Source organism: Pseudarthrobacter sp. LT1 (assembly GCF_035621795.1).
Taxonomy (GTDB): domain Bacteria; phylum Actinomycetota; class Actinomycetes; order Actinomycetales; family Micrococcaceae; genus Arthrobacter.
This window is the reverse complement of record NZ_CP141830.1, coordinates 2491567-2514561: the sequence shown is the minus strand read 5'-3', so window position 1 is coordinate 2514561 and position 22995 is coordinate 2491567. Positions and strand designations below refer to the sequence as shown.

The 22995-nt window shown below is 66.3% G+C and carries 19 protein-coding genes; 13 read left to right on the top strand and 6 right to left on the bottom strand.

All coding sequences use genetic code 11. The annotated features are described in order from the left end of the window. Positions 1-7: 7 nt before the first annotated feature. The 4 genes from rpoZ (at position 8) to VIK36_RS11780 (ending at position 5066) form a co-directional block, all read left to right on the top strand. Entirely contained in the window at positions 8-268 is a 261-nt protein-coding gene (gene rpoZ / locus VIK36_RS11795) for a DNA-directed RNA polymerase subunit omega (RefSeq protein WP_003800778.1), read from the top strand. Between the two features lie 38 nt (positions 269-306). Beyond that, the gene (gene coaBC / locus VIK36_RS11790; protein ID WP_324642046.1) at positions 307-1545 is read left to right on the top strand and encodes a bifunctional phosphopantothenoylcysteine decarboxylase/phosphopantothenate--cysteine ligase CoaBC; all 1239 of its coding nucleotides are present in this window, start codon (positions 307-309) and stop codon (positions 1543-1545) included. Between the two features lie 76 nt (positions 1546-1621). Then, entirely contained in the window at positions 1622-2857 is a 1236-nt protein-coding gene (gene metK / locus VIK36_RS11785) for a methionine adenosyltransferase (protein WP_255172307.1), read from the top strand. A gap of 124 nt (positions 2858-2981) precedes the next feature. Continuing rightward, positions 2982-5066, top strand: a complete 2085-nt coding sequence (locus VIK36_RS11780; protein ID WP_324642045.1) for a primosomal protein N' — start codon at positions 2982-2984, stop codon at positions 5064-5066. Here VIK36_RS11780 and VIK36_RS11775 read toward each other — a convergent pair. Genes VIK36_RS11775 through VIK36_RS11760 form a run of 4 tightly spaced genes read right to left on the bottom strand, consistent with a single transcriptional unit; the run spans position 5063 to position 8932 of the window. Next, a complete protein-coding gene (locus VIK36_RS11775) occupies positions 5063-6142 on the bottom strand; it encodes a glycosyltransferase family 1 protein (RefSeq protein WP_324642044.1) in 1080 nt (359 codons plus the stop codon). The genes VIK36_RS11780 and VIK36_RS11775 overlap by 4 nt on opposite strands. Further along, a complete protein-coding gene (locus VIK36_RS11770) occupies positions 6139-7068 on the bottom strand; it encodes an alpha/beta hydrolase (protein ID WP_324642043.1) in 930 nt (309 codons plus the stop codon). Before VIK36_RS11770 ends, VIK36_RS11775 begins: the two co-directional genes overlap by 4 nt. Positions 7069-7077: 9 nt before the next feature. Then, positions 7078-7947 carry an aldo/keto reductase gene (locus VIK36_RS11765; protein WP_224026142.1) on the bottom strand — a complete coding sequence of 290 codons (870 nt, stop codon included), beginning with the start codon at positions 7945-7947 and terminating at the stop codon, positions 7078-7080. 19 nt (positions 7948-7966) lie between these two features. Next, positions 7967-8932 (bottom strand): sugar-binding transcriptional regulator, encoded by a 966-nt coding sequence (locus VIK36_RS11760; RefSeq protein ID WP_324645268.1) that lies wholly within the window; start codon positions 8930-8932, stop codon positions 7967-7969. A 125-nt stretch (positions 8933-9057) separates the two neighbouring features. Between VIK36_RS11760 and VIK36_RS11755 the strand changes: the two genes are divergently transcribed. From VIK36_RS11755 to glpK, 3 genes are all read left to right on the top strand, one after another. After that, positions 9058-10881 (top strand): glycerol-3-phosphate dehydrogenase/oxidase, encoded by a 1824-nt coding sequence (locus tag VIK36_RS11755; RefSeq protein ID WP_324642042.1) that lies wholly within the window; start codon positions 9058-9060, stop codon positions 10879-10881. A 91-nt stretch (positions 10882-10972) separates the two neighbouring features. Next, entirely contained in the window at positions 10973-11722 is a 750-nt protein-coding gene (locus VIK36_RS11750) for an MIP/aquaporin family protein (protein ID WP_159631930.1), read from the top strand. Between the two features lie 42 nt (positions 11723-11764). After that, positions 11765-13279 carry a glycerol kinase GlpK gene (gene glpK, locus VIK36_RS11745; RefSeq protein ID WP_255172300.1) on the top strand — a complete coding sequence of 505 codons (1515 nt, stop codon included), beginning with the start codon at positions 11765-11767 and terminating at the stop codon, positions 13277-13279. A 117-nt stretch (positions 13280-13396) separates the two neighbouring features. Here glpK and VIK36_RS11740 read toward each other — a convergent pair whose 3' ends face one another. After that, complete coding sequence (locus tag VIK36_RS11740; protein WP_324642040.1) at positions 13397-14914, bottom strand: FAD-dependent oxidoreductase; 1518 nt, start codon at positions 14912-14914, stop codon at positions 13397-13399. 288 nt (positions 14915-15202) lie between these two features. Here VIK36_RS11740 and leuS point away from each other — a divergent pair, with 288 nt between their 5' ends. The 4 genes from leuS to VIK36_RS11720 all read left to right on the top strand — a co-directional run bounded on the left by leuS (position 15203) and on the right by VIK36_RS11720 (position 20903). Further along, a complete protein-coding gene (gene leuS, locus VIK36_RS11735) occupies positions 15203-17725 on the top strand; it encodes a leucine--tRNA ligase (protein ID WP_255172298.1) in 2523 nt (840 codons plus the stop codon). A gap of 87 nt (positions 17726-17812) precedes the next feature. Further along, the gene (locus VIK36_RS11730) at positions 17813-18808 is read left to right on the top strand and encodes a DegV family protein (protein ID WP_255172297.1); all 996 of its coding nucleotides are present in this window, start codon (positions 17813-17815) and stop codon (positions 18806-18808) included. 175 nt (positions 18809-18983) lie between these two features. Then, positions 18984-20012, top strand: a complete 1029-nt coding sequence (locus VIK36_RS11725; RefSeq protein ID WP_324642039.1) for a hypothetical protein — start codon at positions 18984-18986, stop codon at positions 20010-20012. 273 nt (positions 20013-20285) lie between these two features. Further along, on the top strand, positions 20286-20903 hold the full coding sequence (locus VIK36_RS11720; RefSeq protein WP_324642037.1) for a hypothetical protein: 618 nt from the start codon (positions 20286-20288) through the stop codon (positions 20901-20903). 220 nt (positions 20904-21123) lie between these two features. On the opposite strand, the gene VIK36_RS11715 is transcribed toward VIK36_RS11720, so the two are convergent. Beyond that, positions 21124-21258 (bottom strand): hypothetical protein, encoded by a 135-nt coding sequence (locus VIK36_RS11715; RefSeq protein ID WP_324642036.1) that lies wholly within the window; start codon positions 21256-21258, stop codon positions 21124-21126. Positions 21259-21544: 286 nt separating this feature from the next. Here VIK36_RS11715 and VIK36_RS11710 point away from each other — a divergent pair, with 286 nt between their 5' ends. Both VIK36_RS11710 and VIK36_RS11705 read left to right on the top strand, forming a co-directional pair. Continuing rightward, the gene (locus tag VIK36_RS11710; RefSeq protein WP_324642034.1) at positions 21545-22147 is read left to right on the top strand and encodes a hypothetical protein; all 603 of its coding nucleotides are present in this window, start codon (positions 21545-21547) and stop codon (positions 22145-22147) included. A 9-nt stretch (positions 22148-22156) separates the two neighbouring features. Further along, a complete protein-coding gene (locus VIK36_RS11705) occupies positions 22157-22468 on the top strand; it encodes a hypothetical protein (RefSeq protein ID WP_324642032.1) in 312 nt (103 codons plus the stop codon). Positions 22469-22995 lie beyond the last annotated feature (527 nt).

Sequence of the window (22995 nt, the reverse complement as noted above, 5' to 3'; positions counted from 1 at the left end):
AGAATTCGTGTCCACGAACCTTGAAGGCATCATCAACCCGCCGATCGACTCGCTGCTCGAAGCAGCCGACTCCAAGTACGGCCTGGTGATCTTCGGTGCCAAGCGCGCTCGTCAGATCAACGCCTACTACGCCCAGCTGCACGAGGGCCTCTTCGAGTACGTCGGCCCCCTGGTTGACACCAAGCTGAACGAAAAGTCGCTCTCCATCGCACTGCGCGAAATCAACGAAGGCAAGCTGGTTTCCACGCCGATCGAAGCCGCAGAGTAATCCTGCCGCTGAACTGACTTGCTGTTGACGGAGATCACGTGCGCATAGTCCTCGGAGTCGGGGGAGGGATTGCCGCCTACAAGGTGGCATCGCTCCTCCGGCTTTTTACTGAAGCCGGCCATGACGTCACGGTGATCCCCACGGAGGCGTCCATCCGCTTCATCGGCACCGCCACCTGGGAGGCGCTGTCCGGAAACCCGGTCAGCAACAGCGTCTTCGATGACGTGCACCTGGTCAACCACGTCCGCCTGGGCCATGAGGCAGACCTGGTGGTCGTGGCACCGGCCACGGCGGACCTCCTGGCAAAAGCTGCAACCGGCCAGGCCGGGGACCTGCTGACCAACACGTTGCTGATGGCGCACGGCCCCGTGCTGTTCGCCCCCGCAATGCACACCGAAATGTGGCAGCACGCCGCAACCCGCGCCAACGTCGAAACGCTCCGCGGCCGCGGCGCCGCCGTCCTGGAGCCGGCCTCCGGCAGGTTGACCGGCGCAGACTCAGGCCCCGGCCGGCTCCCGGAACCGCAGGTGATCTTCGACGCAGCCATGGCGCTGGTCCAGGGACGGTCCGATTACCAGCTTCCGCTTGCGGGCCGCACCGTAACCGTCAGCGCCGGCGGCACCCGCGAACCGCTGGACCCCGTACGGTTCCTGGGCAACCGGTCTTCCGGCAAGCAGGGCGTGGCGCTGGCAGTCGCTGCCCGGAACGCCGGCGCCACCGTGCGGTTACTGGCCGCACACATGGATGTTGCGCCACCGGCCGGGGTGGAGGTGGTCCGCGTGGAGACCGCCCTGCAACTCCGGGAAGCTGCACTGGACGCCGCAGCGGAGTCCGACGTCGTCATTATGTCCGCCGCCGTGGCCGACTTCCGCCCGGCCGATGTCTCTGACACCAAAATCAAAAAGCGGGACGATACAGCAGACCCCGTCATCACCCTGGTCCGAAACCCGGACATCCTGCAGGAGCTCGTGGAACAGCGCAATGCCGGGGATTCGGCTTCCGGGCAACTCATCGTCGGTTTCGCCGCGGAGACCGGGGACAGCCAGGGCGACGTCCTGGAGTATGCGGAGGCAAAACTCCAGCGGAAGGGCTGCGACCTGCTGGTGGTCAACCACGTGGGGACGGATAAGGTCTTCGGGCAGGACTCCAACTCGGTGGTCATCCTCTCCCGCTCCGGCTCCGAACCACAGGAAGCGTCGGGAACCAAGACTGAGGTTGCCGAAGCCATCATTACCCGCATCAGCTTTGAACTGAACCGGGTTTCGCCCCGGACCTGAGTGTTCCGCACCACGTTTGCTTCGCGGGAAGACATCTCCCGCAGGGCCGGCGTGCTCCAACCAGTAAGGTAGTTGAGTGACTTTACCGCTGCACCTTCCCCAGTCCCATGGGGCCACGCCCTCCGCGCTCCGGCTCTTCACGTCCGAGTCGGTTACCGAAGGCCACCCGGACAAGATCTGTGACCAGATCAGCGACGCCATCCTGGACGCGCTCCTGGCCGCAGACCCCGAATCCCGTGTAGCCGTGGAGACCATGGCGACCACCGGTCTGGTGCACGTGGCAGGCGAAGTCACCACCGACGCCTACGTCGAAATCCCGCAGATCGTTCGCGAGACCATCCTCGGCATCGGCTACGACTCATCAGCCAACGGTTTTGATGGTGCCCGCTGCGGCGTGTCCGTATCCATCGGCCAGCAGTCGAATGACATCGCCGGCGGCGTCTTTAACTCGCTGGAAGCCCGCGAAGGCCGCCAGGAGGACGACTATGACCTCCAGGGTGCGGGCGACCAGGGCCTGATGTTCGGGTACGCCAGCGACGAGACCCCTTCCTACATGCCCACGCCCATCTGGCTGGCCCACCGGCTCTCCGAACGCCTGACCGACGTCCGGAAGACGGGCCAGCTGGCCTACCTCCGCCCGGACGGCAAGACCCAGGTCACCGTGGGCTACGACAAAGACGTTCCGGTATCCGTTGAAACCGTGGTGATCTCCAGCCAGCACGCCGAGGGCGCAAGCCTTGAGCAGCTGCGCGCCGACCTCGCCGCCATTGTCATTGAGCCCGTCCTCGCCGCCGCCAACCTGGACATCTCCCGCGCCGCGAACATCCTCAACCCTGCCGGTGAATTCGTCATCGGCGGGCCGGTGGGAGACGCCGGCCTCACCGGCCGCAAGATCATCGTCGACACCTACGGCGGCATGGCCCGCCACGGCGGCGGCGCCTTCTCCGGCAAGGACCCTTCCAAGGTGGACCGCTCCGCCGCATACGCCATGCGCTGGGTCGCCAAGAACGTGGTGGCCGCGGGGCTGGCCAAGCGTGCCGAGATCCAGATCGCCTACGCAATCGGCCAGGCCCGCCCCGTGGGAACCTACGTGGAGACGTTCGGCACCGAGACCGTGGATCCCGCCCGGATCAGCGAAGCCATCGCGGAAATCTTCGATCTCCGTCCGCGGGCCATCATCGACGCCCTGGACTTGAAACGGCCCATCTACGCCAAGACCGCTGCCCACGGTCACTTCGGCCGCGACGATCCCGACTTCACATGGGAACGCCTTGACCGGGTGGACGATTTGAAGGCATTCTTCAACGCCTAGCAGCGCTTCCGCCGGAGTCCCAGGCGCAGGCGGGAGTCCCATGGGCGCAGGCTGGAAGCCCAATGTCAGTGCCCCGTGCTTTGCTGTCCCTGTCCAAGCCGGCAGCTGAACGGAGGTAACCGCAGTGGTTGCTGACAGTTCCGTGCAGCCGTCCCTGCTGCAGGGCTTTCCGGCACGCACGCTGCCCAGTGGCGTTGCCGTGGCAGAGCACCTTCCAGTGGCCCGGGTCCTCGTTGAGTCTTCGCTGCCCCATCTGGACCGGCCCTTTGACTATGCGGTCCCGGCTGAGCTGGACCAGGCAGCCCAGCCAGGTGTCAGGGTCAAGGTCAAGTTCAACGGCCAGGACCTCAACGGATTCCTCCTTGAGCGGGTCGCTGCGTCGGACGCCGGACACGCCCTGGTGCCGCTGGCAAAAGTGGTGTCCCCGGTGCCGGTCCTCACGCCAGCGGTCAAGGCTCTCGCCGCGGCCGTCGCTGCACGGTACGCCGGCACCGTCAGCGACGTCCTCCGCCTAGCGGTGCCGCCCCGGGTTGCCAGGCTGGAGAAGGAATACCCTGCGTCACTGGACACCGGGGAAGCGGAAGGCGTCCCCGGCCTGCCCGGTTCCCCCGGCGTTTCATCCTGGGCGCCGTACCGCACCGGCGCTGCCTTCCTCAGGCACCTGGCCGCAGGGGGAGCCCCCCGCGCCGTCATCAATCCGCTGCACGGGTACGGTCCCACCGGATGGCCGGCCCTGCTGGCGCAGGCCGCGGCTGCCGCTTATGCCTCAGGCCGGGGCGCGCTCCTGGTGGTGCCCGACTACCGGGACCTGGACCGCCTTGAAGATGCCCTGAAGGGCCTGGTGCCGGAGGAGGCCGTGGCCAGGCTCACGGCCGACGACGGTCCCACACCGCGCTACCGGAACTTCCTGCGCCTCCTGGCCGGCCGGGCCAGGGTCGCCATCGGAACGCGCTCGGCCGCCTTCGCCCCGGTGCAGGACCTGGGGCTGGTTGCCTGCTGGGACGACGGCGACGACCTCCACATCGAGCAGCGCGCACCGTACGCCCATGCCCGGGAGGTCCTGCTCCTGCGGGCAGAACAGGAGGGTACGTCCTGCCTCCTTGCCGGGCACGCACGCAGCACCGAGGTCCAGCGGCTGGTGGAGGCCGGCTGGGCCGTACCCGTGGAGGCCGGGCGGTCCGCTGTCCGCGCGTCGGTTCCCCGCGTCGTCAGCACTGCCGACAGCTTCGAGCAGGGACGGGACCCGCTGGCCACCATCGCCCGCCTGCCGCATGCCGCGTGGCAGGCGGCCAAGGAGGGGCTGGAGCGTGGCCACGTCCTGGTCCAGGTCGCCAGGGCGGGCTATGCACCCTCCCTTGTGTGTGAGACGTGCCGTGAACCCGCCCGGTGCGCACACTGCCAAGGGCCCCTGGCTTTGGCCGGCTCCTCCGTTTTGCCCCAATGCCGCTGGTGTTCCACCCCCGCCCCAGACTGGAAGTGCTCCCACTGCGGTGGCCGGCGGCTTCGAAAAGGGGCCACCGGCGTCCTGCGGACCGCCGAAGAGCTTGGCCGCGCGTTTCCGGGGACGACGGTCATCACGTCCTCAGGGGACCAGGTGAAGGCCAACGTGGGTGCCGGGAAGGCCCTGGTGGTGGCAACGGTGGGGGCCGAACCCGTCGCAGACGGCGGGTACGCCGCCGCACTGCTGCTGGACGGCGATTCCCTGCTGCGCCGCGAGACCCTCCGCGCGGGCGAGGACACCGTTCGCCGCTGGTTTAACGCAGCCGCCCTGGTGCGCCCTGCCCCGGACAAAGGCCTGGTGGTGGTCACCGCTACGGACACCGCTGCTACGGGCGCGCTGCTGCGGTGGGATCCGGCCGGCTACGCCCACCGTGAACTGTCCCTGCGGATGGAACTCCAGCTTCCACCGGCGGTGCGCATCGCATCGGTGACAGGGCCGCGGGCCGCCGTTGAACACTTCACGGGTGCGGTGGAAGCGGACCTGGCCGGCGCGGGTATCACGGTGCGTACGGCGGGCCCTGCGCCGCTGCTGCTCAGCGCACCGCCCTCCGGCAGGCGCCCGGCCGAGGACGTCCGGACCCTGTTGTTCTTCCCGTACGGCCAGGCTGCCGCCGTCGTCCGCGTCCTGCGGGTCACCCGGGCAGCCGTGGCTGCGAAGCGGACCCTGGCCCCCGTGCAGCTGCGGCTCGATGGTGTCGACGTGCTCTAGGCCCGGCGCCTTTTCGCCACGACCTCATGAGCAGCATCCACCAGCTGGCGCGCCGACTCATCCCAGCTGAACTCCGCCGCACGCGCAATCGAACGGCGGGACATGTCCTGCCAGTGCCCATCGTCCTGCAGCTGACCCACAGCGTCCGCGAACTGCCCGGGGGACTCCGGATCCACGTACAGCGCGGCGTCTGCACCGACTTCGCGGAAGATGGGAATGTCGCTGGCGATTACGGGCGTACCCACCGCCATCGCCTCCACCAACGGAAGACCGTACCCCTCCGCTTTGGACAGGCTCACCAGGGCCGTGGCCTGGCGCAGGAGCCCGTCATACTCAGCATCCGTCACGCCATTATGGAACAGCACCGAAGCGCCCGCAGGCACGATGGCTTCGAGTTCCGCCCGCCGCTGCGGCGTGATCCGGCTGAGCAGGTGCAGGGTGTAGCCGGGCAGCCCGGCCATGCCGGCCACCATGGTTTCCACGTTCTTGTACGGCATGAACGACCCCATGTAGATGATCGATTTGTCCGCGCCGGCGGCGGGGTCGCGGGGTTCCTGCGCCGGCTGCGGTGCGTTCGCGATGATGCGCACGGGCCTGCGCGTCAGCCGGTATTTGGCCATCAGCGCCGCCGTGGTCTGGCTGATCGTTGCCACAGTATCGGCCCGGTTGAGGAGCACGCGCTGCGGCCAGAACGCCTTGTGGTACAGACGCCACAGCAGCCGGACCGGCGCCGGCAAAAACCCCGGGGGAGCGGGGTGCTCGTAATAGATGAGGTCGTGCAGGGTCAGGATCAGCCCGTACTTCCGGCCCCAGGTGCCCATGGTCTGCATGGGGCAGACCACCACGTCCGCCCCTATGGCGTTGACTTTCCGGGCAACGAACAGCTCCAGCGGCGAGAGCGGGCTGCTGATGAGCGTGTAGGGAACGTCCGGCAGCAGGGCAAGCTGCCGCTCGTCGGACACCAGCATGGAGACGTCCGCGATCTTTGCCGTGGCAGCAATCAGGCTGGCTCCGTAGCGGCTGATGCCGTCGTGGTGGTCGGTACGGGTGAAACGTGCATCAATGACGATCTTCACGCGGGATGGTCCTTCAGGAAGCTGCGGATGTAACGGGCGGCCGGCTCAGGCGTCTCGTAGTGGATCAGGTGCCCGACGCCGGGAATCACCTTCAGCTCCCCGTCCGGTAGCAACTCCAGGAGGCGGTGCTGGTTGGGGAGCGTAGCGATTTCATCCTTTTCACCGGCGACCAGCAGCACGGGCAGGTCCAGTTGACCGGCAACCTCCGCTACATGGTTGCTGACGGAGGCGGTGAAGGACTCCAGGAGGCTGTCCCGGTCGGCAAAGGAACTGAAGTAGGCGTGGTGCTGGCCGTGGATGAAGGCCCGCAGCTCCCGGTCGCGGGTCTTGGCCATGGTCTCGCTCATGACCCGAACGATCAGCGAATTGCGCAGCAGAGCGAGTCCCGGGCCACGGGGAAGCCGTGCCGCGAGCTGGTAGTACAACACGGCCAGCCGGGTCATCACGCCCTTTGGACCCTCCAAAGCCGGAGCGGCGATGGGGTTGATGAGGATCAGGGGGCGCACGGCCTGCGGGTTGTTGGCCACAAAGTGGGACGCCACGATGGACCCGAACGAGTGTCCCAGGAGCACGGTGTCCGGCCCCAGGCCCTGGTTGGCCATGAAACCGGTGATGAACTGACCGTAGCGCTCCACGGAGTGGGGGCCGCGGGCAAAAGCGTCCGAACTGCCGAAGCCGGGAAGGTCCGGCATGATGATGCGCATGTCTCGAAGCTGGTCGGCTACGCGCAGGAGTCCGTGGTGGTCGCCGCGGAACCCGTGGACCACCAGGATGGTGCGGGTTTCCGGGGTCTCCTCGACGGGCTCATAGGTCCAAAAAGCCACTGTGCTGCCGTCGAGGCTCACGGTGGAGGCGGTGGTGCGGTCGGCGAGGCCGGCACTCAGGTACGCAGGCGCAGGGGAAGGCCCCGGGTTCACAGTATCCATGGCGGAGGCCTAGTTGACGTTGTCCGGATGCGACCCGGTGCGTTGCCCGCGGTCCAGTGCCTTAATGGCCACCAGGTCCCGCCCGGAGAGCTCGAAACCGAAGACATCGAGGTTCTCCCGGATCCGGGCCTCGGAGCTGGCCTTGGGGATGGCGATATGTCCCAGCTGCATGTGCCAGCGGAGGATCACCTGCGCGGGGGTCCGGCCGTGCTCGGCGGCGCAGGCCTGGATGACGGGATCGGCCAGCACCTGGCCGCGGCCCAGCGGGCTCCATGCTTCGGTTCGAATGCCCAGTTCCGCATGCTTGCTGCGCAGCTCCTCCTGCTGCAGCCATGGGTGCAGCTCGATCTGGTTGACGGCGGGGACCACCTCGGCGCTTTGCAGCAGGCGGTCAAGGTGTGCCGGCTGGAAGTTGCTGACGCCGATGGCACGGACCCTGCCCTCGCGGTAGAGCGTCTCCAGGGCACGGTAGGTCTCGGGGAACAGGCCCCGGCGGGGGCACGGCCAGTGGATGAGGTACATGTCCACATAGTCCAGGCCAAGGTTGACCATGGAATCGTCGAAGGCGCGCAGCGTCGCATCGTAGCCGTGGTGGTCATTCCACACCTTTGTGGTGATGAACACGTCTTCACGCGTCAGGGACGGAAAGAGTTCGCCTGAGCCGCCGCTGCCGGTCCCTGCATCCAGCTGGGAACTGATGCCGCGTGCCACGCCGGTTTCGTTGCCATACATGGCGGCGGTGTCGAAGTGCCGGTAGCCGGCGGCGAGCGCGGTTGCCACCAGCCCTTCCGCGTCTGCTGCCGGCACCTTGTACAGCCCAAAGCCGAGCTGGTCTATCAGCACGCCGTTGTTCAGGCTGAGCCGTGGTGAGGTTCTCATGGCAACGACTCTACCCACTTCAGCTGGTGAGGCCCTCGTAATCCACCAGCCGGCGTGCGGTGGCTTCGTCGAGGATCAGGTCCGTGGCGAGCCGTGCTGCCAGTGCCCCGCGCAGGCCGTTGATCTTCGAGACTCCCGACACCACGCAGATCCTTCGGCGCACCTCCCGGAGCTGGGCGAGGGCAGGGCCGGTGGACCGCTCGTTCAGGACGATCCCGTCAGAGGACCCGTCGGCCCGGAAGAACACGGTGGCAACGTCGCCCACCACGTCTGAGTTGGCCAGGGCATTGAGGTCGTCCTCGTCGAGGTACCCGCCCGCGTAGACGTGGCTGGGATAGTCGGCGTGCACGGATCCGACGCCGAATATGGCGATGCTCATCTTGGCCTGCAGTTCCAGGACGCGCTGCACGCTGCGCTCATTCCACATGGCCGTCTTGGTGTCGGCGTGGTCGAAGAACGCCGGGACGGGGAATTGCTCCACCCGCGCCCCGTACGCGCTCCCGAACCGGCGCATGATGTCGCTCGCGTAGGTAATGCCCGTGGTGTGCATGTTCCCGGCACCGTTGAGCTGGACGATCACGCTGTCGTGGGTGATCTTCCGGGTGAGGTGCCGGCTCACCGCGCTGAGCGTAGATCCCCAAGCCACACCGATGATCGCGTTGGAGTCCACCAGGGGCCCGATGGTCCGCGCTGCCTGCATGGCCACCCGGTCCAGGGTCTCGGCTTCATTCAGCGTCCCAAGGATGGGAACCACATGGACATCCAGGTTGTACCGGCGCCTGATCATGCCCTCAAGTTCGGGCCCGGTGTCCAGCGGGTTGCGGATCTGGATCTGCACCAGGCCGGACTCCCGCGCCGAGGACAAGAGGCGCGAGACGGTGGACCGGGAGGTGCGCAGCTCGCGGGCAATGGCGTCCATGGTGAGGTCCTGCAGATAGTACATTTGTGCAGCTCGGAGGGCATCCTGGTCCCGGGAAAGTGCCATCTCACTTCCGTTCTGCACGTTTGTGCATAGTCCTTGACTCCATTTTCCAATTCTCCAAACAATAGAGCAGAACGGCGGCGCCAACCAGCGGTGGCCGCATCACACAAAGCCCCAAGGGAGTCGTTTTGGGACCCAAGGATTCAACTGTTCAACCGTCTGTTACTGCGCCCCGGCCAGGGGCCGAACGCGCGTCGGTCCACAGCCTGCGGCGCCGCCCGCACGCAAAAGTGCTGGTGGTGGGCGGCGGCATCAACGGAGTGGGCACGTTCCGCGATCTGGCACTGCAGGGCGTCGACGTTGCACTGGTGGAGCGCGGCGACTACTGCCAGGGCGCAAGCGGCGCGTCTTCGCACATGATCCACGGTGGCATCCGGTACCTCGAAAACGGCGAGTTCCGCCTGGTCCGGGAATCCGTGGTGGAGCGCAACCGGCTGCTGAAGATCGCCCCGCACTACGTCAAGCCGCTGCAGACGACCATCCCGATCTTCAGCACCTTCTCCGGTATCCTCTCCGCGCCGCTGCGCTTCCTCACCCACAAACAGCAGGGCAAGCCCAAGGAGCGCGGTGCGTTCCTCATCAAGGCGGGCCTCAGCCTTTACGATTCGTTTTCCCGGGACGGCGGCACGGTGCCCCGGCATCAGTTCCGTACCCACAAGGCAGCCCTCCAGGAACTTCCCGCCCTTCGGCCGGACGTCAAATACACCGCAACCTACTTCGACGCCTCGGTGCACAACCCTGAACGGCTGACCCTCGACGTCCTCCAGGACGGCGAGAAGGCCGGCCGCGCAAGCAACGTGACGGGCACCAGCGCGCAGGGTGACACGGCCCGCGCCAGCAACTACCTCTCGCTGCAGTCCATGTCTTCCACCCCCAACCCGGGGACCGGCCGGGGGAGCACCGTCCGGCTCCGCGATGAACTCACCGGGGAAGAGTTCGATTTCACGGCTGACATCATCGTGAACACCACCGGGGCGTGGGTGGACCTGACCAATGAGGCCATGGGCGCGGCGTCGGCCTTCATGGGCGGCACCAAGGGCTCCCACATCGTGCTGGACCACCCGGGCCTCCTCGCCGCCTGCCGCGGCCGGGAGATCTTCTTCGAGCACACCGACGGCCGGATTGTCCTTATCTACCCCATGGGTGACCGGGTGCTGGTGGGCACCACGGACGTCGACGCGGACATGTCGGAAGACGCCATCTGCACCGACGAGGAAATCCATTACTTCTTCGACCTCATCGGCCACGTGTTCCCGTCCATTGACGTCACGCCTGACGACATCGTCTACACGTTCTCGGGTGTGCGCCCCCTGCCGAGCCATGACGCCACCCAGCCGGGCTTCGTATCCCGCGACTACCGCATCGAACGCCGCGCCTCCGGAACAAACGGAACCGGGGCACTCGTGCTGAGCCTGGTGGGCGGCAAGTGGACCACCTTCCGCGCCCTCTCAGAGCACCTGACCAACGAGGTCCTCACCGAGCTCGGCGTGCAGCGGAAGCTTTCGACGGCGCAGCTCCCCATCGGCGGCGGCGGCGGTTTCCCTGCCGACGAGGCAGGCGTGCAGAAGTGGATCAAGGCCCACATGGCCGACGGCCGCGACGCAGACCGAACGGCCGGCCTGCTGACCCGCTACGGGACCCGGGCCGAAGCCGTGATCGAATACCTCGACGCCGAACCCGACCAGGCGCTGCGGTCCACCCGGGAGCTCAGCGTCCGCGAGTTGGAATTCATGGCGGCAAACGAGCAGGTGGGGCACCTGGTGGATGTCCTCATCCGGCGTACCTCACTGGCCTTCCGGGGGCTCGTGACCGGTGAACTCCTCAACGAAGTGGCGGAGGTGCTGTCCGTCCCGCTCAAGTGGGACGCGGCGGCCCGCGCCGCTGAGATCAAGCACGCCCAGGACGTGCTGCAGCGTTTCCACCGCGTGGAAACGCACAGCCTGGTCTCTTAAGGCCAGGCAGCCGGCCGGGGCGCGCCAGCGTCCCGGCCCCACGGTCCTTCACCCGCGGAGGACCGACAACTAAACAAAGAAGGAGTCAAAGATGTCTCTAGGAATAGTCTTCCTCTCCGAAGTCTTTGGCACGGGCATGCTGACCCTGTTGGGTTGCGGCGTCGTTGCCAACGTGGCTTTGCGGGGGACAAAAGGCAACAACGGCGGTTTCCTGATGGTCACATGGGGGTGGGGAATCGCCGTCTTCGCGGGTGTCTTCGTCGCCGCCAAGTCGGGCGCGCACCTCAACCCGGCCGTCACCCTCGGCCTGCTGCTCAACGGCAAGCCCGAATACGCTCCGGGAGTCGCCGTCGACTTCGCCTCCACCCTGACCTACTTCGGAGGCGAGCTGCTGGGCGCGTTCCTCGGTGCCGTGGTCTGCTGGCTGGCCTACAAACAGCACTTCGATGACGAGCCGGAGCCTGCCGGCAAGCTCGGGACCTTTTCCACCGGCCCTGCCATCCGGTCCACACCATGGAACCTGATCACCGAGATCATCGGCACTTTTGTCCTGGTCTTCGTCATCCTCACCCTCGGTGGTACCCCTTCGGGGCTCGGCCCGCTCGCCGTTGCGCTGCTCGTGGTCGGCATCGGGGTCTCCCTTGGCGGGCCCACCGGCTACGCCATCAACCCCGCCCGCGACCTCGGACCCCGCATCGCCCACGCAGTGCTCCCCATCAAGGGCAAGGGCTCCAGTGACTGGAGCTACTCCTGGATTCCGGTGGTGGGTCCGCTTGTCGGCGGCGCCCTGGCCGGAGTTGTTGCCCGGATCGCCCCGATCATCGTCACCGCCGCTTCCTAAACCCCCGGCACCCAGTTCGAACAACAAGACAAGGACGTCATTATGAACCAGTACGTAATCGCCATTGACCAGGGCACCACCAGCACCCGTGCCATCATCTTCGACCACAGCGGCGCCATCGTCTCTTCCGGCCAGATGGAACACGAACAGATCTTTCCCCAGGCCGGCTGGGTGGAGCACGATGCTGCGGAGATCTGGAACAACACCCGCGAGGTCATCGGCTCGGCCCTCTCAAAGGCGAACCTGACGCGGCACGATATTGCCGCCGTCGGCATCACCAACCAGCGCGAAACCGCCGTCGTGTGGGACAAGACCACGGGCAAGCCGGTCTACAACGCCATCGTGTGGCAGGACACGCGCACCCAGGACATCGTGGACCAGCTGGCCAAGGACGGCGGAGCAGACCGCTTCAAACAGAAGGTGGGCCTGCCGCTGGCAACCTACTTCTCCGGCACCAAGATCAAGTGGATCCTGGACAACGTTGACGGCGCCAGGGAAAAGGCAGAGGCCGGGGACCTGGTCTTCGGCAACACCGACGCCTGGGTCCTGTGGAACCTGACCGGCGGCGTCGACGGCGGCGTGCACGTCACCGACGTCACCAACGCGTCCCGCACCCTGTTCATGGATCTTGAAACCCTGCAGTGGGACGACGAGATCCTCGGCATCTTTGGCGTGCCGCGCAGCATGATGCCGGAGATCAAGTCCTCCTCCGAGGTGTACGGCACCGTCCACAGCTCCCAGCTGCTCCGCGAAACGCCGGTTTCGGGCATTCTGGGCGACCAGCAGGCCGCAACCTTCGGCCAGGCCGCTTTTGACGCCGGCGAAGCGAAGAACACCTACGGCACCGGCTGCTTCCTGATCTTCAACACGGGCGAGGAAATCGTCCACTCGAAGAACGGGCTCCTCACCACGGTGGGCTACAAGCTGGGCGACGCCAAACCGCACTATGCCCTGGAAGGGTCCATCGCCGTCACCGGTTCACTGGTCCAGTGGCTGCGTGACAACCTGGGCATGATCAGCAGCGCCCCCGAGGTGGAAACCCTTGCCGCGTCGGTCAAGGACAACGGCGGCGTGTACATCGTCCCGGCGTTCTCCGGCCTGTTCGCCCCGTACTGGCGCTCCGATGCCCGCGGTGCGATTGTGGGCCTGACCCGGTTCGTCAACAAGAACCACATCGCCCGGGCAGCGCTGGAAGCCACCGCGTTCCAGACCCGCGAGGTGCTGGACGCGGTCAACGCGGACTCCGGCGTGCCGCTGAGCGAGCTGAAGGTCGACGGCGGCATGGTTGCCAATGACGCCCTGATGCAGTTCCAGGCGGACATCCTTGGCGTCCCGGTCATCCGTCCCAAGGTCATTGAGACCACGGCGCTGGGGGCTGCCTACGCGGCAGGCCTGGCGGTTGGCTTCTGGAAGGACCTGGGCGAGTGCTCGGCCAACTGGTCCGAGGACAAGCGCTGGGAGCCGCAGATGGAGAAGGCTGAGCAGGAACGCCAGATGCGGCTGTGGAAGAAGGCGGTCACCAAGTCCATGGAGTGGGTGGACGAGGACGTCAGGTAGCGTCCTTCACACCTTTGGGGCCGCCCTGCCTTTCCTTGCAGGGCGGCCCCTGCCATGTCCGGCGGACGTTCCCTGGATTTGGGCCAGGCAGGGTGCGGGCGGCAGCACGCGGGCACGTCACGGCGCCGGGCGCACAGGGAGATCCTCGGTTGCCGGCCCCTGGATGACTTTGCCGTCAACATCGAACCGGGAGCCATGGCAGGGGCAGTCCCACGTGCGGTCTTCCCGGTTGAACCCGACAGTGCAGCCAAGATGGGTGCAGATCGCGGACACCGCGTGGATCTGTCCCGCAGGATCCCGGTAGCACGCCGTGCTGGTCCCGTCCGTTTCAATGACAGTGCCGTCGCCGGGAAGAAGGTCCGCTGTCCGCTGTGTGGTCCCTTTCCCGGGAACGGTGTCCCCGTGCGCTGCTGGTGGCGCTGCCACCCTGGTGGTCCGCGACGTCGCACGGTTGCTGTCAAACAGGGCCGCCCACTCATTGGGCGTGCCGTTGAGCAGATCCGCCAGCATCAGCGCCGCGGCCGTACCGTTCGTCAGGCCCCATTTGCGCAGGCCCGTGATGACGAAGGCGTGCCGGCTGTCCGGGTTCAACGGCCCCGCATAGGGCAGACCGTCGAGAGGCAGCGCGTCCTGGGTGGACCAACGGTAAGCCGCGCCGCCGGCCCCGAACTGGAGGCGCGCATAACGGGCCAGGCTGGCATGGCGCGGTGCCGGGTCTACGTGCGCGCCCGCGGGATGGCCCTCGCCGCCCGTCAGCAGGTACGTCACCGCGTTGAGGCGGACCGTCAGCAGCGAACGCATGGGCTCATCCGCGCTGATGAAGGTGGCGTCCAGGGGAGGGGTGCCGATCGGCGCGGCGACGATGTAGGAGCGGTGCGGCTGGCAGAGTGCTTCGAACCGGCCGTGGTCGGCGAAGGGAACGTTCGTGGCCACAATCGCATCCCGGGCGAGCACGGTTCCGTCGGCGGCGGCCACCGTGACGGGACTGCCCTCGCGCAGCTCCAGCGCGCGGGTGCGTTCGAAGACGAAGCTGCCGTCCCCGTCCACCCTTCCGGCGAGCCCCTGGAGGTACTGGACGGCATGGATCTGGGCCTGGCCGTCAAACCGTACGGCACCGGCCACGGGAAACGGCAGGGGAACGTCGACGGTGAACGTTGACGGAAGGCCGAGGTCCGCCGCAAGCCCGGCTTCTGCCCGCACCTGCGGCAGCGCATCATGGCCTGCAGCAAAGGTGTAGTTGGCGACCCGGCGGAAACCGCAGGAAATGTTCTCAGCGTCCACCACCGCACCGATGTATTCCACGGCCGCCTGGTTCGCCAATCCGTAGCTCCTGGCCGCTGCTACGCCATGACTGCGCTGCAGATCCGTGTAGGCGAGGCGGTGCAGGGACGTCACCTTGCCCGTGGTGTGGCCAGTGACGCCGGTGCCGATCCGGCCGGCTTCCAGGACTGCCACCGAGCGGCCCGAACGTTTCAGGGCCAGCGCTGCGGTCAGCCCGGCGATGCCTCCACCGATGACTGCCACGTCCACTTCCACGGTGCCGCGCAGGCCCGGAAAGTCAGTGGTGCCGGCGGTTGCCAGCCAGAGGGAGAGGGGCTGTCCTTCAGCAGGGCCGGCGGTGGTTGCTTCTGACATGGTGTGCCGCCTCCCAACGTTGTGGGACGATCATGCGCGCTTGCCCCGGCCAGTGCAACGGGCCGTTCGGCCTGGCTGAGGCGGGGGACGTGCCGGTGCGCTAAAGTAGATCCATGCGTGCGATCCTTCTGCTTAGTTAGCCGCCGGCTCCGATAATCGGACAGCTGAGCGGCAGCCCCTCCATGGAGAGGGGCTTTTGTGTGTCCGGGGCATGGCGCCGGGCCGGCAGCAGGAGGATCAGGCCGTTATGGCAGCACAGATGCCGTAACAGAACAGAAGAGGGCAGCAGTGGGCGTTCAGCCGGAGACAGAGACCGGAACAACAACAGTATCGGCGGAGCCTGAAGAGGGCACCTACAGTTTCGCCGCCATGGAGGCCAAATGGCCCCAGGTGTGGGATGACCTCAAGGTCTTCACCCCGGTGGACGACGGGTCGCGGGAGCGCCGCTACGTGCTTGACATGTTCCCGTACCCGTCCGGCGACCTGCACATGGGCCACGCCGAGGCGTTCGCCATGGGCGACGTGGTGGCCCGCTACCTGCGGCAGAAGGGCTACGACGTCCTGCATCCCATCGGCTGGGACTCCTTTGGCCTGCCCGCGGAGAACGCCGCCATCAAGCGCAACGCCCACCCCAGCGAGTGGACGTACGCCAACATCGACACCCAGGCGGCCTCCTTCAAGCGGTACGCCATCTCCGCCGACTGGTCGCGCCGCCTGCACACCTCTGATCCCGAGTACTACCGCTGGACGCAGTGGCTGTTCAAGCGCTTCTATGAGCGCGGCCTTGCTTACCGGAAGAACTCCCCGGTCAACTGGTGCCCCAAGGACCAGACCGTCCTGGCCAACGAGCAGGTCGTCAATGGCGCCTGCGAGCGCTGCGGCACCACCGTCACCAAGAAGTCCCTGAACCAGTGGTACTTCAAGATCACCGACTACGCGGACCGGCTGCTGGACGACATGGACGAACTCCGCGGCCACTGGCCCGAACGTGTCCTGGCCATGCAGAAGAACTGGATCGGCCGGTCCGAGGGTGCGCACGTCAACTTCGTGATCGAGGCCGACGGCGGCAAGGACGCCAAGGACGTCACGGTGTTCACCACCCGGCCGGACACTCTCTACGGCGCAACCTTCTTTGTGGTCGCCGCCGACGCGCCACTCGCCGTCGAACTTGTCACGGACGAGCACGCTGCCGCCCTGGACGAATACCGCGAACGGGTCAAGGCACTCTCCGAGATCGAACGCCAGTCCACGGAACGCGAGAAGACCGGCGTTTTCACCGGCCGCTATGCCATCAACCCGCTGAACGGGGAGAAGCTGCCCGTATGGGCCGCCGACTACGTGCTGGCGGACTACGGCACAGGCGCCATCATGGCCGTCCCGGCCCACGACCAGCGCGACCTCGACTTCGCCAGGACCTTCGACCTGCCGGTCCGCGCGGTCCTGGACACCGGCGAGGAGGATCCGGCTGTGTCCGGCACCGCGACAGCGGGCGAGGGCACCCTGATCAATTCCGGCGAGCTGGACGGCCTGCCCAAGGCTGAGGCCATCCCTGCCGCCATTGCCATGCTGGAACAGCAGGGTACCGGCGAGAAGTTCGTGAACTTCCGGCTCCGGGACTGGCTGCTGAGCCGCCAGCGCTTCTGGGGCACCCCCATCCCCATCATCCACTGCCCGTCCTGCGGTGAAGTCCCCGTTCCCGATGAGCAGCTGCCGGTTACCCTGCCCGCGGACCTCCGCGGTGAGGACCTGGCACCGAAGGGCACCTCGCCGCTGGCTGCGGCGGAGTCCTGGGTCAACGTGGAATGCCCCACCTGCCACGGGCCCGCGAAACGGGACACCGACACCATGGACACGTTCGTGGACTCATCCTGGTACTTCCTGCGCTTCGTGTCGCCGCATTACACCGAGGGGCCCTTCGATCCGCAGAAGATCAATGACTGGATGCCGGTGGGCCAGTACGTGGGCGGCGTGGAGCACGCCATCCTCCACCTGCTCTACGCCCGCTTCTTCACAAAGGTCATCCACGACCTCGGCATGATCGATGCCGACGAACCATTCAGCGCGCTGCTGAACCAGGGCCAGGTGCTCAACGGCGGCAAGGCCATGAGCAAATCCCTGGGCAACGGCGTTGACCTCGGCGAGCAGCTGGACAAGTACGGCGTGGACGCTGTCCGCCTGACCATGGTGTTCGCGTCCCCGCCCGAGGACGACGTGGACTGGGCCGACGTGTCGCCGTCCGGTTCCGCCAAGTTCCTGGCCAGGGCCTGGCGCCTGGCGCAGGACGTCACCAGTGATGCCGGTGTGGACGCCGCAACCGGAGACCGCGGGCTGCGTTCGGTAACGCACCGCACCATCGCCGATGCCGCAGAACTGCTGGACGCCAACAAGTTCAACGTGGTGGTGGCCAAACTCATGGAGCTGGTCAACGCCACCCGCAAGGCGATCGACTCCGGTGCGGGCGCAGCGGATCCCGCAGTCCGCGAAGCCGCAGAGGCGGTTGCCGTGATCCTCAGCCTGTTCGCGCCGTACACCGCCGAGGACATGTGGAACCTGCTGGGCCACCCTGCATCGGTTGCCAACGCCGGCTGGCCGTCCCACGACCCCGCCCTGCTGGTCCAGGACACGGTCACCGCCGTCGTCCAGGTCCAGGGCAAGGTCCGCGACCGGCTGGAGGTGTCCCCGGACGTCTCCGAAGACCAGCTGCGCGAACTGGCACTGGCGTCGGAGAACGTCCAACGCGCCATGGACGGCCGGGGCATCCGCACGGTGATCGTCCGTGCGCCTAAGCTGGTCAACATCGTTCCGGCATAGTTGCTGCACCCGCAGTGATGCACCGGCCGCCGGAAACTTTCCGGCGGCCGGCGCCGGTTGAGCCGGACAGCGTCTCCAGGAGGCCCCTTGCCCGACAGTAACGCCGCCGCCTGGCCTTGGGTCCGTGCCCGGCTGTCGGGCCTCCGTCCTGCGGCCCGGCCGGGAACACAGCGTCCGGGTGGCAGCCCTGTCGCCCGCACCGCCGTCGTCACGGACTCGGCTGCTGCCCTGCCGGCGGACTACGTTGCCGGACTGCCGCGGGACGGGATCCTGACGGTGACTCCGATGCCCGTCATGGTCGGCGCTGAAATCTACGGTGAGGGCGAAGACGACATCCTGGAGACCATCGCGGTGGCCCTGGCCGCGGGGACGGCGGTCAAGACGTCCAGGCCGTCGCCGGGGCAGTTCGAGCAGGCCTACCGGGCCGCTGAACTCCGGGGATACGAAGGGATCGTTTCGGTCCACATCTCGGGCGGACTTTCCGGCACCGCGGACGCTGCGCGCCTGGCTGCGGCCAGGGTGGGTATTCCCGTCGACGTGGTGGACACGGAAACCGTTGGCATGGCGCAGGGCATGGCTGTACAGGCAGCATTGGAAGCAGCGTCAGCCGGCGGTGACCGGTCCGCGGTGGCCGCTGCGGCAGCGGCCCAGGCAGCACGTACCAAGGTCTTCTTCTACGTGCCCACCCTTGAGCAGTTGCGCCGCGGCGGGCGGATCGGGGCGGCCGCGTCGCTCCTGGGGACCATGCTTGCCATCAAACCAATCCTGGCGGTCGACGGCGGCAGGATAGTTCCGCTGGAAAAAGTGCGATCAGGTGCCAGGGCTGTGGCCCGGCTTGAGGAAATTGTGGTGGCGGAAGCGGAGGCGCATCCCGGCGACTCTGTGGTCCTGGCCGTCCACCACTTCGGCAATCCTGAGGAAGCGGAGAGCCTGGCGGTGCGGCTGGAGGCGGCCCTTCCACAGTGCCCTCCGGCACAGATCAGCTCCCTTCCCGCGGTCCTGGCAGCGCACGCCGGCCTTGGGGTCCTTGCGGTGATCGTTGGCAGGTCGGCCACGGTTCACGGCGGTGTGGTCCCCAACTGAGCGGGTGACTGTGGGCGGCCTAATGCCGCACTGACTGCAGGGTCCTTGGCCTCTGGCGGCCATTCGCGGGAGTCCGTAGCGTCGCCCCATCAGCGACTTTCCCGTTCGGGACGGCAGTTAGAGGCCGGAGGAAATCATGCGTGCTCCCGGAGTCCGCGCTCCCTGGACATTGCCAGTGGTCTTGGCCGCACTGGTATTCGGACTGGCCGGATGCGCACAGGGTGGCAGCCCCTCGTCGCCTACCCAGGCCAAGCCAGCCGGATCAGGGAACCCGGCCTGCGACCTGATCACTCCTGCCATCGCTGCCAAGGTCGATCCCGGGCTGGTCCAGATGGGGCAAAACGGGAAGCCGGCGGGAAGTCCGGCCTATCTGTGCAGCTACATGAGCAAGTACGAGAAGGTCCTTGCGCTCTCCGTCTCGCTCATCTCGCCCGCATCGGCCGCCGACGTCACCGACGCGAAAAAGGCCCCCGACTGCTCTGTGGTGGATGGCATCGGGGACTTCGCCTGCATGCAGTGGACGGGGTGGTTCCGCGGCGAGCCCGGAGGCGCATTGGCAAACACCGTGCTCAAGGCCGTCCGGGGCAACGAGTCCCTTGACCTGCGCATCGTGGCCATGCCACCCATTGCAGCAGGAACCCCGGTACCGGACGGCAACGTGTCGGCACGCGCCCTGGCCCAGGCAGTTGTCGAGGCCGGGTGGGGCAACGGCACTGAACTTCGTGTTCCGCCGGCGCCATCTGTCGGTCCGCAGACATCCACAAACAGCCCTGTTTGTGCGTTGGTCAGCGCTGATGCTCTCAAACAGGCCTTCGGTGCCACCACCCAGGCACAGGTTCTCCCGGGGGAGGGCAGCTGCCGGTACCGCTTTGGCGCGTTGGGCACACCTGGTCCGGACTCGCTCGTGTTTGCCATCGAACTGCATCAGGGAGGTGCGGCTGCGCTCCCGGGGCCGTTGCCGCCGGATGGCCAAAACATCCAGGGCGTTGGCGACAAGGCAACTCTCATCATCCGGTCGGAACCGGGCGGACCGAAGTCCCTTAGGCCCCCGAGCGATGTTCCGGTCACGATTTTGTCCCTCATGGTCGCCCGTGGGCCGAACATGGCGATCTTCACCGCGCAGATCCTGATCTCACCGGAGGGGTCCAGCGAAGAGCAGGTCAAGGAACAGTTCGTCACCCTGGTCAAGGGCATCGACTTCTAGGCCAGCCTGTGCGCGCTGCGCCAACAAACTCCACAGCTGTACACGCAGGAGGGGATCCGGATGGCCAGAGAAGCCAGCTCCGTGCAAAAGCCCAGGTGCGCCGGTCGGTTCAGAAGAGCCGGAATGTTGTTCGCTGCACTGTTAATCCTCACCGGATGCGGGTCCGGCCAGCCAGCTGACACGCCTTCACAGACCGGCAGCAGTACCACGCGTGCAGATGTAACAAGCACGGCCCCCGCGGCGGAGCCCTCCACGGCGTCGCCCAGGGTCTTCATGGACCAGGAACTCATGGCCATCAGCAGTAAAGTCCTTGAGCCACACGGCGGAAGAGCCGAGGACACGGCCATGGCGCGCAAATCGTACGCGTTGATGACCCAGCCACCGGCGTCTGCGTCGCCGTCGGCCCTGCTGGGTCCCACCGAACCACCAGAATGCACCGTGTTCCACAGGGCGTGGCAGCACGAGGCACAGTTGGACCCCTCCATGGGCTTTGCCTTGGGGGAGGTGTTCAACCTTGGCGACCATGGAGTCGGAATGATCTTCTTCGATGTCAGAAGCGGCCCCCGGGAGGTTCTCATGAGAGCCGACTTTGATTACAGCCAGGAGCTGATGGTTCACTGCGCCTTGTTTGACCAGACGCTGTCCGGAGCTACTGGACCCCAGAAGGTCACCATCGAAGTTCTTCCCGGCCCGGACATCGGGGAGAAGGCCTACGTGATCAGGCAATTCTTCAACGGGAATAACATGGCTGTGGGACTCAGGGTCCTTTCCGGAACGGTGTCTCTCGACATGGGATCCAACACCGGGATGGCGATAAGCGAGGAAGAGGCCGTCAGCCTGATGTCGCAGATTGCGCAGGAGTTTATCGACGCGGCAGTGAAACGCCAGTAACCGGATCACCTCGGATGGCCGGGTTGGCAGCACCAGCGCTGCAGGGAGTTGGGGCCGGAACCATGGGAGACAGTCTGCTGGACCTCCGGACTTTGCTCCGGCGGATGGGGGTTGCTCCATTTCATGAGCGGCTCAGAGGTGCCCCCTCTCGCCGGAAGAGTACATTAGCGCAGTGGTGTGGCAACCCTGAAGGGCGCCTCCTGGGCAAGTGCTCTGCCGGCTACAGCCGGTCAATTTCGTAGTCCTTCAAGGGCCGGTCCACGGGAACGGTGACAGGTCCCGGGGCCAGCAGGCTCAGTTCCAGGGTGTCCTCAATGAAACTGGCGTCCGGGCCCACCGCATCGGCGTCGATCATGCGGCGAAGTACCCTGCCGGGAGGTAGGTCTTTGAGCCCTATCCCGGGCTTGTTGCCGAGCCAATCATTCTATTAAGGACGCGATGAGCCTCAGAGGCGGCCGCAGGAAGTCGACCAGTGATGTGGCTGCACAAGGCCTTATTGTCCACTGCAATGTTTTCCCATCCCACGGTTCGCCTCTTAGGGTGAATTTCCACCACATTTGGAGCCTCCGATGGCAGTTCCGCTTCAGTCCCCGTACGCAGCCGGGCGTGCCGTGCCGCGTATCTCCCTTATCCGGACGGCTGTGGGGCTGTTCATTGTGGCCCTCACGGCCTGTTTTCTCCCGTCGGGGCCTCCGCCCGCCGGGCCGGCCATTTGGGCTACTGTCGCCGTCGGTGCCTTTGTTCTCAGCATCGTCTCAGCGATCGCGGCCGAGGCGCGAAAGCACCGCTTTATCCGCACGGCGCTCGGCTACTGCGCGCTTGCTTTCCTTGTTCTTTCGGCCGCGATCATGGCTGCCGCCTCGGTAGCTTTCTCACCGGGCACACAGATGCCCGTGACCCCCGACGTGTTCATCTTCGCCGGGACCATTGCTCTCACTGCGGCGGCGGTGCTGGGTATTCTCGCGGGATTCCGGGCTGAAAGCGCAGTGACACGGTTCCTGCCCACGACACCCCTCGGGTGGTGGGCCGCGGCCTTTCTTGCAGTCGGTGAGGTTCTTCAGTACAGCCCATGGGCTGCCCTGAGCCCGGCAATAGCGATGTCCGGACCAGCGCTGGCACTGGCGGCCATGTTCAGTTACCGGGAGCGCTCAGTGCTTTCGGTCGTCGCACTGGTCGCCGGGCCGGCGCAGCTGGCGTACTTCTACCTTGCATTTTTCATCAGCCTGTTTACACCACACCCCTAGGCAGAAGAAATGTCCATCACAATTACACCCCGCTCAGAGTCCGGGCGCTGGAGCCTGCTCTTCGCTGCCATCACCGTCGTAGCGACCCTTATCGCGTGGATCACGCTCGGGCCGATGATGGAGTATCCGTTCTTCAACTGGGTCTGGTACGGGTTCGGTCAGGCAGTCATAGCCCCTGCTGCGGCCACAGCGGTGCTCGGCTTGGTCAGCGTTATCCATCACAAAGAACGCTCGGTACTCAGCTGGACAATCACCCTGGCCTCCCTCGCAATGGCGGTGGTGACCGGCGCGGTCATGCTTTCCGCGGTCGCGCAGTATTGAGCAGCCACGTGTTGCTAAACCGCGCGCAGTGACCCGTCGCAGGCTCCCGCTCTGTCACAACTTGGGGGAGTACCACAGCATTACCGCGGGCTGTTCTGGCAGCTTTGCCCGGCTCTGGCCGGTGCGAATGCCAGGATGTATCAACGTCGCCCTGACGCGCTACGCCTTCAGCGTCTGTGCCTCAGCCAGGATGAATCCATCCGGGGACCGTGCCCTCACCAGTGTCCGGATCACTCCCTGGAAGCCCTAAGCCACGGGCGCAGAAACGTTGACTCACCGTATGCATTCGGTAGTCCAGCAGTAGCTTCGCTACTAGCTGCTCCCGCACGTGGACGCCTTCGAGGCTCAACTGCTGGCCCGTGGCGGCGCCGAGGTCATTCGGGCCTGGCGGCATCGGCGGCGGGGCTGGACCGGGAAGCAGGGGGCCATGACCGTTGATGAGGCTGCAGCTTGATGTCACAAACCAGATACCAGTTTGCTGCGGAGATCAGGAAATTATGCTGCTTTCGGTCGTCCTTGATTGCTTC

Bases quoted from the DNA above. Each gene is read 5' to 3' on its own strand.
- glpK (WP_255172300.1), top strand. From the start codon at position 11,765: ATGAACCAGTACGTAATCGCCATTGACCAGGGCACCACCAGCACCCGT.
- VIK36_RS11750 (WP_159631930.1), top strand. From the start codon at position 10,973: ATGTCTCTAGGAATAGTCTTCCTCTCCGAAGTCTTTGGCACGGGCATG.
- VIK36_RS11720 (WP_324642037.1), top strand. From the start codon at position 20,286: ATGGACCAGGAACTCATGGCCATCAGCAGTAAAGTCCTTGAGCCACAC.
- VIK36_RS11705 (WP_324642032.1), top strand. From the start codon at position 22,157: ATGTCCATCACAATTACACCCCGCTCAGAGTCCGGGCGCTGGAGCCTG.
- VIK36_RS11765 (WP_224026142.1), bottom strand. From the start codon at position 7,947: ATGAGAACCTCACCACGGCTCAGCCTGAACAACGGCGTGCTGATAGAC.
- VIK36_RS11770 (WP_324642043.1), bottom strand. From the start codon at position 7,068: ATGGATACTGTGAACCCGGGGCCTTCCCCTGCGCCTGCGTACCTGAGT.
- VIK36_RS11740 (WP_324642040.1), bottom strand. From the start codon at position 14,914: ATGTCAGAAGCAACCACCGCCGGCCCTGCTGAAGGACAGCCCCTCTCC.
- VIK36_RS11715 (WP_324642036.1), bottom strand. From the start codon at position 21,258: ATGATCGACGCCGATGCGGTGGGCCCGGACGCCAGTTTCATTGAGGAC.
- VIK36_RS11760 (WP_324645268.1), bottom strand. From the start codon at position 8,932: ATGGCACTTTCCCGGGACCAGGATGCCCTCCGAGCTGCACAAATGTAC.